The sequence below is a fragment of the Pseudomonas alkylphenolica genome (assembly GCF_004025535.1).
Taxonomy (GTDB): Bacteria; Pseudomonadota; Gammaproteobacteria; order Pseudomonadales; family Pseudomonadaceae; genus Aquipseudomonas; species Aquipseudomonas alkylphenolica_A.
The window spans coordinates 343,360-356,353 of sequence record NZ_QJRG01000044.1 but is presented as its reverse complement, the minus strand read 5'-3'; the positions used below and the strand labels follow the sequence as shown (position 1 = coordinate 356,353).

The 12,994-nt window shown below is 59.2% G+C and carries 10 protein-coding genes; 4 read left to right on the top strand and 6 right to left on the bottom strand.

Annotated elements, in window-relative coordinates; translation table 11 throughout:
- Positions 1-80: 80 nt before the first annotated feature.
- Entirely contained in the window at positions 81-2,504 is a 2,424-nt protein-coding gene (gene lon / locus DM813_RS14395; RefSeq protein WP_128324062.1) for an endopeptidase La, read from the top strand.
- A gap of 70 nt (positions 2,505-2,574) precedes the next feature.
- On the opposite strand, the gene DM813_RS14390 is transcribed toward lon, so the two are convergent.
- From DM813_RS14390 to DM813_RS14380, 3 genes are all read right to left on the bottom strand, one after another.
- A complete protein-coding gene (locus tag DM813_RS14390; protein WP_128324061.1) occupies positions 2,575-3,561 on the bottom strand; it encodes a hypothetical protein in 987 nt (328 codons plus the stop codon).
- An 85-nt stretch (positions 3,562-3,646) separates the two neighbouring features.
- Positions 3,647-4,657: an alpha-xenorhabdolysin family binary toxin subunit B gene (locus tag DM813_RS14385; RefSeq protein ID WP_128324060.1), complete on the bottom strand. Its 1,011-nt coding sequence runs from the start codon at positions 4,655-4,657 to the stop codon at positions 3,647-3,649.
- A 12-nt stretch (positions 4,658-4,669) separates the two neighbouring features.
- Positions 4,670-5,833, bottom strand: coding sequence for an alpha-xenorhabdolysin family binary toxin subunit A (locus DM813_RS14380; protein ID WP_128324059.1), 1,164 nt, complete (start codon positions 5,831-5,833; stop codon positions 4,670-4,672).
- Between the two features lie 119 nt (positions 5,834-5,952).
- Here DM813_RS14380 and DM813_RS14375 point away from each other — a divergent pair, with 119 nt between their 5' ends.
- The 3 genes from DM813_RS14375 to cmoB all read left to right on the top strand — a co-directional run bounded on the left by DM813_RS14375 (position 5,953) and on the right by cmoB (position 8,136).
- Positions 5,953-6,354 carry a protease inhibitor I42 family protein gene (locus tag DM813_RS14375; RefSeq protein WP_128324058.1) on the top strand — a complete coding sequence of 134 codons (402 nt, stop codon included), beginning with the start codon at positions 5,953-5,955 and terminating at the stop codon, positions 6,352-6,354.
- 85 nt (positions 6,355-6,439) lie between these two features.
- Positions 6,440-7,183: a carboxy-S-adenosyl-L-methionine synthase CmoA gene (gene cmoA / locus DM813_RS14370; protein ID WP_128324057.1), complete on the top strand. Its 744-nt coding sequence runs from the start codon at positions 6,440-6,442 to the stop codon at positions 7,181-7,183.
- A complete protein-coding gene (gene cmoB / locus DM813_RS14365) occupies positions 7,180-8,136 on the top strand; it encodes a tRNA 5-methoxyuridine(34)/uridine 5-oxyacetic acid(34) synthase CmoB (protein WP_128324056.1) in 957 nt (318 codons plus the stop codon). The genes cmoA and cmoB overlap by 4 nt, the downstream gene beginning before the upstream one ends.
- Before the next feature lie 102 nt (positions 8,137-8,238).
- Here cmoB and DM813_RS14360 read toward each other — a convergent pair whose 3' ends face one another.
- From DM813_RS14360 to DM813_RS14350, 3 genes are all read right to left on the bottom strand, one after another.
- On the bottom strand, positions 8,239-8,445 hold the full coding sequence (locus tag DM813_RS14360; RefSeq protein WP_128324055.1) for a hypothetical protein: 207 nt from the start codon (positions 8,443-8,445) through the stop codon (positions 8,239-8,241).
- A 119-nt stretch (positions 8,446-8,564) separates the two neighbouring features.
- Positions 8,565-11,711: a CusA/CzcA family heavy metal efflux RND transporter gene (locus DM813_RS14355; RefSeq protein ID WP_128324054.1), complete on the bottom strand. Its 3,147-nt coding sequence runs from the start codon at positions 11,709-11,711 to the stop codon at positions 8,565-8,567.
- Positions 11,712-11,729: 18 nt separating this feature from the next.
- Complete coding sequence (locus DM813_RS14350) at positions 11,730-12,956, bottom strand: efflux RND transporter periplasmic adaptor subunit (RefSeq protein WP_128324053.1); 1,227 nt, start codon at positions 12,954-12,956, stop codon at positions 11,730-11,732.
- Positions 12,957-12,994: the final 38 nt, after the last annotated feature.

Genomic DNA, 12,994 nt, shown 5'->3' with positions numbered 1-12,994 from the left:
ATCCCCACTTGCGGCTTGTAGCTTGAAGCCTGAAGCTTAAGTCCCCATCTAAGCACCATAGCCATTTACGCAGGTGCCCCATGAGCGATCAGCAGGATCTACCCGAACATCCCGAGGACCACGCCGAAGTCGAGCACCCTGAAGCCTCCCGACACACCGGCCATCACCTCGCCCTGCCCGGCCAGCAACTGCCGGACAAAGTCTATGTAATCCCGATTCACAACCGCCCGTTCTTCCCGGCGCAAGTCCTGCCGGTGATCGTCAACGAAGAACCCTGGGCGGAAACCCTCGATCTGGTCGCCAAGACCCCGCACCACGCCCTGGCCCTGTTCTTCATGGACACCCCGCCAGAAGACCACCGCCATTTCGACACCTCGGCCCTGCCGCTTTACGGCACCCTGGTCAAGGTTCACCATGCCAGCCGCGAAAACGGCAAACTGCAATTCGTCGCCCAGGGGCTGACCCGGGTGCGCATCCGTACCTGGCTCAAACACCATCGTCCGCCCTACCTGGTCGAGGTTGAATACCCCCACCAGCCGAGCGAACCCACCGACGAGGTCAAGGCTTACGGCATGGCCCTGATCAATGCGATCAAAGAGTTGCTGCCGCTCAATCCGCTGTACAGCGAAGAACTGAAAAACTACCTCAACCGCTTCAGCCCCAACGACCCTTCGCCACTGACCGACTTTGCCGCTGCGCTGACCTCCGCCACCGGCAATCAGCTGCAGGAAGTTCTCGACTGCGTGCCCATGCTCAAGCGCATGGAGAAAGTCCTGCCGATGCTGCGCAAGGAAGTCGAGGTCGCGCACCTGCAAAACGAGATTTCCGCCGAAGTGAACCGGCAGATCGGCGAACACCAGCGCGAGTTTTTCCTCAAGGAACAGCTCAAGGTCATCCAGCAGGAACTGGGCCTCACCAAAGACGACCGCAGCGCCGACCTGGAACAGTTCGAACAGCGCCTGCAGGGCAAGACCCTGCCTGCCCCTGCGCAAAAGCGCATCGATGACGAAATGGGCAAGCTGGCGATCCTTGAAACCGGCTCGCCCGAATACGCCGTCACCCGCAATTACCTGGACTGGGCCACCGCACTGCCGTGGGGTGTCTACGGCAAGGACAAACTCAACCTCAAGCACGCCCGCAAGGTCCTCGACCAACACCATGCCGGGCTCGACGACATCAAGGACCGGATCCTCGAATTTCTCGCCATCGGTGCCTGGAAAGGTGAAATCAGTGGTTCCATCGTTCTGTTGGTCGGGCCGCCTGGTGTCGGCAAAACCAGCATCGGCAAATCCATCGCCGAATCCCTGGGCCGGCCGTTCTATCGCTTCAGCGTCGGCGGCATGCGCGACGAGGCAGAAATCAAAGGCCACCGCCGCACCTACATCGGCGCCCAGCCCGGCAAACTGGTGCAGGCGCTCAAGGATGTGGAGGTGATGAACCCGGTGATCATGCTCGATGAGATCGACAAGATGGGCCAGAGCTACCAGGGCGACCCGGCCTCGGCATTACTCGAGACCCTCGACCCCGAGCAGAACATCGACTTCCTCGATCATTACCTGGACCTGCGCCTGGACCTGTCCAAGGTGCTGTTCGTGTGTACCGCCAACACCCTGGACTCGATCCCCGGACCGTTGCTCGACCGCATGGAAGTGATTCGCCTGTCGGGCTACATCACCGAAGAGAAGCTGGCCATTGCCAAGCGTCACCTTTGGCCCAAGCAACTGGAAAAGGCCGGCGTGGCCAAGACCAGCCTGAGCATCACCGATGGCGCGCTGCGAACCGTGATCGAGGGCTATGCCCGCGAGGCCGGTGTGCGTCAGCTGGAAAAACAGCTGGGCAAACTGGTGCGCAAGGCGGTGATGCAACTGCTGGAAAACCCGGACGCGACGATCAAGATCACCCCCAAAGACCTCGAATCGTCGCTGGGCATGCCGGTGTTCCGTAGCGAACAGGTGCTGTCGGGCAAAGGCGTCATCACCGGCCTTGCCTGGACCAGTATGGGCGGCGCCACCCTGCCCATCGAAGCAACCCGTATCCATACCCTTAACCGCGGCTTCAAGCTTACCGGCCAGTTGGGTGAGGTGATGAAAGAGTCGGCCGAAATTGCTTACAGCTATGTCAGCGCCAACCTCAAAAAGTACGGCGGCGAACCGGCCTATTTCAACGAAGCCTTCATCCACCTGCACGTGCCCGAAGGCGCCACCCCCAAAGACGGGCCTAGCGCCGGTGTCACCATGGCCAGCGCCCTGTTGTCCCTGGCCCGCGACCAGGCGCCGAAAAAGGGTGTGGCCATGACCGGTGAACTGACCTTGACTGGGCAGGTGCTGCCCATTGGCGGGGTACGAGAAAAAGTGATTGCTGCGCGGCGCCAGAAAATCTTCGAGTTGATCCTGCCAGAGGCCAACCGTGGCGACTTCGCAGAGCTGCCCGATTACCTCAAGGAAGGCTTGACCGTGCACTTTGCCAAACGCTTCAGTGACGTTGCCAAGGTGCTGTTCAACTGAGGGTTAACCCAGATGCGGGCCAGATAGGCCCGCATTACTGACAGGCGCTCAGCGAGCTACTCCACTGTGCTCACCCTTGAAACTGCGTCAGTTTGTGCTTCATCTCACGGGCACTTTGCTCAATGGCGCCCCACAGCCCGAGGAACTGACCAAAGTAGATTGCGAATCTGGCCAATTGCTGGCCCGTGGTGATTTGCTGCAGCTTTTCATTCGACATATCAATGTAGCTGGATAAGCTTTGCCAGGCTGAATGAAAATGTGAAGAAGCGGTCAGTGTTTCTCGCAACAGCCTCTCCAGCGTCTGAAGATGATCTAACTGGGACGTGGTGCGCTGATGCAGTGTTGAGAGTACCGGCATGTCCAGCCTCGCGATTTTTGTGGATGGCCGCAGGTGCCTCGCAAGCTCCTTCAATTTACTCAGGGTTACAGGAATGAGCTGCGTTCGGGCTTCATCACAAAAGCGGGAGGCATCGGCACGCACACGTTCAACCTGCAGAGAATACGTCGTGATGTATTGTTTGATTGAGTTCACATGCGCGGGCAAAGAAGAAATGATTTCTCTATCCGCAGGGCTGAGCAGGGCTAATTCTCCACCTTGCAGCGAGTCCCAGGCGTCTCGTCGTTTACCCAACGCGTCGGTGCGTGCACAGGCTTCAAGTATGTCTGATCCGGTACGCGCGATTTGGGAGGCCGCTGCTATTAAATCGCTGGTCAGCCGCAAATTTGTAGCGAACAACACCTCCCAGCTGTCAGCGTGCTCTTTGAACTGACGATAGAATATAAGCAAGCTGCTTGGGTCAAGCCCGGGAGCCCCGGTCAAAGCGCTGTAAACAGATGCTTTATCAGCAAGCATCCCCGATACACTGAGGCAGCGTATCAAATCGTTCGGCGAACTCGGCAAGCTTCTGACATACCGCACATATTGCTGAACAGTAAGTACATGCGCTTGTGACAATGTCAGAGCACCGGTATCCATCTCCGAATTCATTATTTTCAATAAATTTTCCGGCAACCACTTCGCCTGTCGCTGCCACTCCAGATCCTTATCCGTATCCATCTGTTTCTCACCGCCAAAGATGTGACTACCTGTCCTCTCACCCTAATATCAAGGGTGTCAGGCGGAAACCTGACCCCCTCATCAACTAAAATGATTTTTTGAACTCAGCTACAATGTGGCGCACATAGATAAGCAGTTCTGCCAACAGCTTGTTCACACCTTCAACACTCTCAGCACCTTTCAAGTCATTATTGCGTAACTGATTACGAACAGTCGTGAGATGCGCACGAATCTGATTTTTCTCAGCCAGCCACTCCAGGCGCTTTTCAACCAGCGGGCTGTATTCCGAAAGCGCATTCAAATAAGACTCAATTTGCGCTCCCCGTTTTTCCTGCTCACGTTGCTCAGCAACCAATTCATTCACTTCAGTTTGCAAGGCACGACGGCGCCCTTGAAGCTGCGAGTACTGCTTCACTTCCTGAACGCCACTCAACAGTTTGTTCAACGCCTCCACGGCCTGCTCGACCGCTAATGCTGCGCCGGCCGGAGTAGCGCCAGAGGCAGCCAGCGCCTGGACCTGCTCCACCGTTGGCAGCTTGCCCTCAAACGCCTTTTCTACGCCATTGGCCTCAAAGACTCCAATTACCCTCTCCAGCTCTGCAAGCTCTGCGCGCTTGTCAGTCAGTGCAGTGGAGATCGCCTGCAAGCGGTCAGCCAATTGCGTCCGAGTAGCCTGGTAATTCGTATGATCGCGGCTGGCGTCGTAAACTGGCAGGCTGGATATTGACTTGGTGGCAGTCTCCACCCCTGACAGCAGCACATCGAGTTTATTGCCAATATTAGCCAGCGAGCGCTGAATCTCCTCCAGCAGAAACTCTTCTTCCTCGGCATCACCAGCACTCGCCTTAAGGTCATTAAGCAAGAGCTCGATATTTTCTGATTTTATACTTACCGCAAGAACTTCAGAGTTCTTGGCAAAATATTCTACACACCTCAAAATGCCCTTGTAGTGCCGCTCCACCGATGCATGCAACAACGGTAGAAAATCGAAAGTACGCTTCTCCCAGTAACCTGAATACGCAGAGGCAACGCTCAATATCTTAGTCATTTCCGGCGTGCGCAGACGGGTGTGAAGACTGACAACATTATCTTTCATAACAGGGCGTCCTTATTTGGCAGCTGCGGCGTCATCAAACACACGATTCATATGTTTTGCAGAGTCTTCGATACCTTTCCATTGACCAATAAAGCGCTTGAAAAACATCGCAAATCTGTAAAGTGCCTGATTGGATTCGATTCGTTCCAGTTGCGCAATCGACTCATCGATGTAAGTAGCAATGAGCTGCCAGGCCGAATGCAGGTGTTTAGAGGCGGTCTGAACATCATCAAGCCGAGTCCTCATCTGGCCCATGTGAGTACCCAGTTCCTCCACAAGCCCTTCCAGCCGGATGGCAGACTTGAGCTTCCGGCTCACTTCACCACGTAGGGCCTGACGCTTGTTGCGCTCCTTACGTACTTTTTCCGCCTTACTGCCATATATAGAGCCGGTAATGACGGCGCCTAAAGGCCCTGCGGCCAAACCTGAAAGCGCCGCTTTGACATACTGGTCATACTCAGCTCCGAGGCGCGTGATCTCTTTATCGAGCTCGACCAGTTCCTTACGCAGCTGTTCCACTACTCCACTGGTTTTCTGGCGCTTGATTGCTACGGACTTCTCCTCAACCAAGGGAATCAGCTTTACTACCGCCTCATCTCGAAACTGCTTGGCTTCCTCTCCTACTGCCGTCACGCGTCGAGCAAACAGATTCACGTCTTCACGCAGGACTTCCATGTAGTCCACCAGATCCAGAACCCGGCGTTTGTCATCGCTGTCAAGGCTGACCGGCGTATCGAAGCGAAGGCTGTCCCATGCATCCCTGCGCTTGCCCAGGGCATCGGTTCTTTCGAGTATCACCAACACTTCGTCACCCGTTGTGTTGATGCCATTGGCACTGGCAGCCAGTTCGAAGCCGAGTTTTTTGCTGTTGTCTGCAAGGGTCGTCCAACTACGCCCATGCTTCTGCAACTGCTTGTGCATCTCGCCCATCCTGGCGGGCATCAGCGCGGGTTCGGCGATGGTGGTGTAGCCCAGCCAGCGAACCACAGCGTCATTGGCGGTCGGCAGGCTGAAAACATGGTTGGCGTACTGATTGAGGGTAACAATGTGTTCACGTGTCAGGGTCAGTCCGCCTTCCTCGGGACCGTCTCGCTCCGCCATCGCCTGAATAAGGTTACCGGGCAGGAGTTCAGCCTCTTTCTGCAATGTGTCAAAATCTGTTTGTATGCTGCTCATATCCATGTCCCTTTTCATAGGCCGCTCCGGCCTGGGACCCTCAAACTATTACGGCTGAGTGCTGCCCGGCAGAGGGCAGGCTTTCCTGAAAGCCACCGGCCTGAATGAATGGATTGTCAATGAAGACCCACTGCAAATTGCTAGTCCTTGGCCTTCCCCTGCTTCTGGCGGCTTGCGCTCATACGCCGGGCGAACACAGCAACGTGGAGCTGGAAAAGGTCAGCCAGTGCCCCGTTCACCTGGAGATAAAGCAAACGCTGACGTTGACGCTGCCCAGCAACCCCAGCACGGGCTATCGTTGGTTGGTGCAAAACCCCGCCAGCGGGATCCTGCGCAGCCTGGGGCCTGAGGTGTACAGCCATCCGGAAGATGCCGGCGTTGTAGGCAGCGCCGGCCAATCGGTATGGCGCTTCCAGGCCCAGGCCGCCGGAGAGGGCCATCTGCTATTGGTTTATCAGCAGCCCTGGGCCCCGGAAGTACGCCCGGTGCAGACCTTCGACTGTGTCATTACGGTGAAGTGACCGCGCTGGTCAGTCAGGCCATGCATCTGGCGGCCAGTTTGGCTAAAATGCCCGCCTTTTACCGCCCAATGCCTGGATTGCCCCCGTGAGCAAAGAACCTGACCGCCTATTCGCCCAGCCTCTTGGCCAGGTGCCCGACTTTGCCTTCAACGAAGACGTGGTGCGGGTGTTCCCGGACATGATCAAGCGTTCGGTGCCGGGGTACCCGACCATTGTCGAGAACCTCGGCGTGCTGGCGGCGCAATTTGCACAACCGAACACCGCCCTGTACGACCTGGGCAGCTCGCTGGGCGCCGTAACCCAGGCGCTGCGCCGCCACGTGCGCAGCGAAGGTTGCCGGGTCATCGCGGTCGACAACTCCGCGGCCATGGTCGAGCGTTGCCGGCAATACCTCAATGCCCAGGACTCGATGTTCCAGGAATTGCTACCGGTCGAAGTGATCGAAGGGGATATTCTCGCCCTGGACTTCACGCCCGCCTCTGTGGTGGCGATGAACTTCACCTTGCAATTCATCGCCCCGGAGCAACGCCTGGAACTGCTTGCCAGAATCCGTGCATCGCTGTTGCCGGGCGGTGCGCTGATCCTCTCGGAAAAGCTGCGTTTCAATGACCCGCAAGAACACGCCCTGCTCACCGACCTGCATGTCGCCTTCAAACGCGCCAATGGCTACAGCGAGCTGGAAATTGCCCAGAAGCGCAGTGCCATCGAGAACGTGATGAAACCCGACAGCCTTGAAGAGCACCGCGAACGCTTGCTGGCGGCCGGTTTTTCCAGCGTCGTGCCCTGGTTCCAATGCCTTAACTTTGCCTCGTTGATTGCCCTGCCATGATTGATCTTTCCCCTCTGGTCCGCCGCTTGGCGGGCACTCCCCTGGCGCAATGGTCGCAAGGCCTGCAAGCGCAACTCGACGCCAAGATGGAGAAAGGTCACGGCGACCTGGAACGTTGGCAAAACGCGCTGGACGCCTTGCCGGCGCTGGTCCCCAGCCAGGTTGAGCTGGTCAACGGCCTGAACCTGGACTGCGACTGCGACGCCGATACCCGTGAACGCATGCGCCAGGCCCTGATGGGGCTGTCGCCATGGCGCAAGGGCCCGTTCGATTTGTTCGGCGTGCACGTCGATACCGAATGGCGATCGGACTGGAAATGGTCGCGGGTCGCCCCGCACCTGGACCTCAAGGGCAAACGCGTGCTGGATGTCGGCTGCGGTAATGGCTACTACCAATGGCGCATGCTCGGCGCCGGTGCCGACAGCGTGATCGGTGTCGACCCCAACTGGTTGTTCTTCTGTCAGTTCCAGGCGGTTCAGCGCTACCTGCCGGAACTGCCGGCCTGGCACCTGCCGTTCGCCCTGGAAGACTTGCCAGCCAACCTCGAAGGCTTCGACACGGTGTTTTCCATGGGCGTGTTCTACCACCGTCGCTCGCCCATCGAGCACTTGCTGGCGCTCAAGGACTGCCTGGTAAAAGGCGGTGAACTGGTACTGGAAACCCTGGTGGTCGAAGGCGACGAACATCAGGTACTGGTCCCGGAAGATCGCTACGCGCAAATGCGCAACGTCTGGTTCCTGCCTTCGGTACCGGCCCTTGAGCGTTGGCTGCGCCGTGCCGGGTTCACCGACGTGCGTTGCGTCGACGTCAGTGTCACCAGTATCGAAGAACAGCGCAGCACGGAGTGGATGCGCTACCAGTCACTCAGCGACTTCCTCGACCCCGCCGACCACAGCCGTACCGTCGAAGGCTTGCCTGCGCCACGTCGTGCGGTGCTGGTAGCACGCAAGTAAGGGCAGAACACCCTTTTGCCGGCATAAAAAAAGGCGCCTGTTAGGGGCGCCTGAAAATTCACCTTTACCAAAGGAGCAGGGGAGCTTCCAAGGTGAATGGAGCTACTCTTTGGCGACCTGCTGCCGGGCGTTGTCGCGCTTGGGCTTGTCGGCGGCGACCAACGCCTGATCCTTCTTGCCATGGAGCTGCTCCTGGCTCAGACGGAATTTCTCCCAGAACTGTTTTGAACGTTCCGCGCCGCCTTCGGCCAACGCGGAACCGCTACCCAGGGCCAGTGCGCCCATCAGCACATATTTGATCAGGCTCATGTTGCTCACCTCGTGATTGAATGTCGGTACGCTTCAATCTTAAGGAGGGCAAGCTAACGGCAAGGTGAGCCGGACATTACAGTGTTGCAAGAAAGGCCCTGCAACACCCCCGGGATTCGTCATTCAACGCCTTGCGTTTCATCCTTGCGGTGCGCCCAGTAGTACAACGCCGGCAGCACCAACAAGGTCAATGCGGTAGACGACAGAATGCCGCCGATTACCACAGTTGCCAGCGGCCGCTGCACCTCGGCACCAGTGCCTGTCGCCAGCGCCATCGGGATGAAGCCCAGCGACGCTACCAGGGCAGTCATCAGCACCGGACGCAAGCGGGTCAACGCGCCTTCATCGATGGCGATACGCAACGGCCGTCCCTGTTCGCGCAAGCCGCGGATAAAGGCGATCATCACCAGACCGTTGAGCACTGCCACGCCGGACAAGGCAATGAAGCCCACCCCGGCCGATATCGACAACGGAATATCGCGCAGCCACAGCGCCACCACCCCACCGGTCAAGGCGAAGGGAATACCGGTAAACACCAGCAACCCGTCCTTGAGGTTGTTGAACATCATGAAGAGCAGGCCAAACACCAGCAGCAAGGCCACCGGCACCACCACCTGCAGGCGTTGTGCGGCCGACTGCAACTGCTCGAACTGCCCGCCCCAGCGTATCCAGTAGCCCGCCGGAATACTGACCTGACCGGTGATGCGCGCGCCCGCCTCGTCAACAAAAGAGCCGATATCACGGCCGCGCACGTTGGCACTGACCACGACCAGGCGTTTGCCGTCTTCGCGGCTGATCTGGTTAGGGCCCTGGACCAGTTGCAGGCGGGCGACATCGGCGAGGGTGATAAAGCCGATCTGGCCATTGCCAGCACTGCCCGCCGGCACCGGAATCAACAGCTGCGCGAGGCCATCGATGTCGGTACGCAGGTTATCGGAAAGACGCACCACCATGTCGAATCGACGGTCGCCCTGGTACAGGGCGCCGGCCTGGCGGCCGCCAACAGCCACGGCGATGGTGTCCTGCACATCGCCGACATTGAGCCCGTAGCGAGCGGCCTTGTCGCGGTCGACTTCAATGGTCAGAACCGGCAGTCCCGACGTCTGTTCGACCTTGACCTCCGAGGCGCCCGGTACCGCCTGCAACGTTGCGGCAATCTGCGCGGCAGTGCGATTGAGCTGGTCCATGTCATCGCCGAAGACCTTGACCGCGACATCGCTGCGCACCCCGGAAATCAGCTCGTTGAAACGCAACTGAATCGGTTGCGACAGCTCATAGTTGCTGCCCGGCACGCGGGCACTGGCGCGCTGAATGTCGGCGATCAACTGCTCGCGCGACTTGCCCGGATCGGGCCATTGCTCCCGTGGTTTGAGCATCACATAGCTGTCGGAAATGTTCGGTGGCATCGGGTCCGAGGCGATCTCGGCAGTCCCGGTCCGTGCAAACACCCGCTCGACCTCAGGCACCTGGCTCAACACACTCTGTTCCAGTTGCTGCTGCATCGCCACCGACTGGCTCAGGCTGGTGCCGGGAACGCGCAACGCCTGCAGGGCAAAATCACCTTCGCTCAGGCTCGGCACAAATTCGCTGCCCATGCGACTGGCGAGCACCCCCGACAGCAGCACCATCACTGCGGCCAGGCTGAAGGCGAAGCGCCGCTGCCCCATGACCCACTGCAGCAGCGGTGCATAGCCTCGCTTGGCACTGCGCATCAGCAGGTTCTCGTCTTCCTTGACCTTGCCCGTGACAAACAGGGCAATGGCCGCCGGCACGAAAGTCACCGACAGCAGCATGGCGCCGAGCAGGGCAATCACCACGGTGAACGCCATCGGATGGAACATCTTGCCCTCGACCCCACTCAGGGCAAAGATCGGCAGGTACACCACCATGATGATCAGCTGACCATAAATCAGTGGCCGACGTGCTTCGCGGGCGGCGTTGAAGACTTCATGAAAGCGCTCGGAGCGGGTCAGCAAGCGACCATGGTGCTGCTGAGCGTGAGCCAGTCGACGGATCGCGTTTTCGACGATCACCACTGCCCCATCGACGATGATGCCGAAATCCAGCGCCCCCAGGCTCATCAGGTTGGCGCTGACCTTGTTGCTGAACATGCCGGTGAAGGTAAACAGCATCGACAGCGGAATGATCATCGCGGTGATCAGCGCGGCGCGAATGTTGCCAAGGAACAGGAACAGAATCACGATGACCAGGATCGCGCCTTCGATCAGGTTTTTCTTCACCGTGGCGATGGCCTTGTCGACCAGGTTGGTACGGTCATAGACCGTCACGGCACTGACCCCGACCGGCAACGAGCGGTTGATCTCCACCAGCTTTTGCGCCACTGCCTGGGAGACTGTGCGGCTGTTCTCACCGATCAGCATGAACACGGTGCCCAGCACCACTTCCCGACCATTCTCAGTCGCTGCACCACTGCGCAGTTCTTTACCGATGCCCACCTCTGCGACATTGCGCACACGGATGGGCGTGCCGTCGATGTTGGCCAGGACGATATTGGCAATATCGTCGATCCCCGCCAGTTGCCCCGGCGCGCGGATGAGCAATTGCTCGCCACGACGCTCGATGTAGCCGGCACCGACGTTGGCATTGTTGCGTTCCAGCGCAGTAAGCAGATCACCCAGGGTCAGCTTGTAGGACGCCAGGCGCTTGGGATCAGGGGCAATCTGATACTCCTTGGCAAAACCGCCAATGGTGTTGATTTCTGCAACACCGCGAACGTTGCGCAATTGCGGCTTGATGATCCAGTCCTGGATTTCTCGCAGGTCTGTCGGGGTGTACGGCGTACCGTCTTCTTTGCGTGCATCCTCGGCGGCTTCCACCGTCCACAGGAATATCTCGCCAAGACCGGTGGAGATCGGTCCCATGGCCGTTTCCACGCCGTCCGGCAATTGTCCTCGAGCCTGTTGCAGCCGCTCGTTGACCAGTTGCCGGGCAAAGAACAGGTCGGTGCCCTCTTCAAAAATAACTGTCACCTGCGATAGCCCGGAGCGCGATAGCGAACGGGTCTGTTCAAGGCCGGGCAAACCGGCCATGGCGGTCTCGATGGCAAAGGTAATGCGCTGCTCGGTTTCCAGCGGCGAAAAGCCCGCCGCCTGGGTGTTGATCTGCACCTGGACGTTGGTAATGTCCGGGACCGCATCGATCGGCAACTTCTGATAGCTGGCCACCCCCAGCCCGGCCATCAGCAGCACGGCCAGCAGCACCATCAGGCGCTGCTCGATGGCAAATTGAATCAAGCGTTCGAACATGACGGGTACTCGCGCGGGTCAGTGGACGTGCTCGGCGCTGGCCTTGCCCAGCTCCGACTTGAGGACGAAGCTGCCCAGCGCGGCCACTTGCTGGCCGGCTTGCAGGCCCTTGCGAATTTCGATGTAACCATTGGCACTGGCGCCCAGTTCGACCGGCTGGGCACTGAAGCCCTCGGCGGTTCGCACGAACACGGTGGGCTTTTCTTCGAGGGTCTGGATGGCCTGGTCGGGTACCGCCAATACGGCGGCAACGGCGTCGCTCGGTACCTGCACCGCTACGAACAGCCCTGGGCGCCACGCGCCACGCGGGTTATCGAGAGTGACACGGACGCTGGCGGTTCGCGTTTGCTCACCCAGCAGGCTGCCGACATGGCTGATTCGCCCTTCAACCTGCTCGCCCAGTTCGGTGGCGACAATGGTCACCGCCATCCCCGCGCGGACCTTGCCCAGATCACGTGGCGCCACGCCAAAGGTTGCCCACACGCGAGACAGATCGGACAGGGTGAAAGCGGCACTGGTTTCGTTGACCACTTCGCCCGGCACCAGGTGCTTCTCGACGATCTGCCCGGCAAACGGCGCCCGCAGTTCATAACGGTTACCGCCCGCCAATACCGTGGTGCCGCTCAGGGCGCTGATTTTCTGCCGGGCATTGGCCTGGGCAATTTCTGCCTCCTGCAGGGCCTGACGGGCTTGCAAGTAGTCCTGCTCGGCGGAGATGCCCTCCTGCCACAGGTCCTTTTCCCGCTGATAGGTGCTGCGTGCCAGTTCCAGCCGACGCTGACTGGCTGCCAGTTCACTGCGCTGTTCGGAAATCTGCGGGCTGGCGATCACCGCCAGCACATCACCGGCCTTGACCTGCTGGCCAAGCACTACCGCCACCGACTCCACCACCCCGGCAGCGCGCGGCACCATATGTGCGGTGCGGTCTTCATCGAAGCGGATCTCGCCCGGTAACGACAGATTATTCTGCAGTTGCCGTGGTGCGGCCGATGCCAGCTCGATGCCAGCCAGATCAATCTGCTCCTGGCTAAGCACAATGGCGCCCTCATCTTCTTCATGCCCCGATTCAGCGTCGGCATGCCCATGCTCGCCGTGCCCCTCCTCTTCGTGATCAGCTTCTTCAGCATGATCATGTGCGGCGGCTGCCATCGGCGCTTGAGGAGCGGCCTGACGTGCCATTAGCACGCCGAGTCCCACGCCCAGCAACAAGGCTGCGATCAGCAGGGTTATGGACTTCTTGTTCATGCAGTCTCCTTGGCACGCGCCGCGGTGTGCGGCGTCGA